At 71.7% G+C, this 763-nt stretch carries 1 pseudogene; it reads left to right on the forward strand.

The annotated features are described in order from the left end of the window. Window positions 1-763, forward strand: a pseudogene (locus HUK84_RS21160) (DUF3971 domain-containing protein); the annotation flags it as partial.

Raw genomic sequence — 763 nt, forward strand, 5'->3', positions numbered from 1 at the left:
GGACGCCACGCTGGCCATCGACGGGCCGGACGCGCTGTCGATCCGCTTCTCCGGCGGCACCCAGTCCGTCGATCGCGCCGGCCGCAACGTGGACGCCACCGGCATCGGCCGCATCGCGATCGGCAACGGGTCAATGCGGATCACCGGCCTGCTGGCCAAGGACCAGATCGGCGACATCGCCGCCACATTGCACGGCGATCTGCCCGACATCATGGCCCTGCTGGCCGAACCGCGGCTGAACCTGCTGTCGCGCCACCCCCTGGGTTTCAGCGGACCCTCGGGGCGGGCCCAGGTCGCGCTGCATCTGGTCCTGCCGCTGGACGACCGGGTCGACATCGCGGATATCCGCCTGTCCAGCCACGCGGACCTCGCGCAGGTGCATCTCGGCAATGTCGTGCTGAACCGCGCGCTCGATGACGGCGCGCTCACGCTCGACGCCACGACCCGGGGCCTGACCCTGGCCGGCACCGCAATCCTGGGCGGCATGCCGGCGACGCTGCGCTACATGATGGATTTCCGCAAGGACGCGGCGACCAGCGAATCCGCGCAGGTGCGCGCCCATCTCACGCCGGATGTCGCCGACCGGCTCGGCTACGCGGTCGGGCAGCGTTTCGCCGGCAGCGCGGATCTCGACGTGGCGTACAGCCGCCTGGCCGACGGCACGGGCCAGGTCGCGCTGGACCTGGACCTGGCCGATGCCGCCCTGACGATACCGGTCTGGTCCAAGCCGCGCGGCCAGGCCGCCCATGCCTCGGTCCGGATC

It is taken from the genome of Nguyenibacter vanlangensis, assembly GCF_013376155.1.
GTDB lineage: Bacteria > Pseudomonadota > Alphaproteobacteria > Acetobacterales > Acetobacteraceae > Gluconacetobacter > Gluconacetobacter vanlangensis.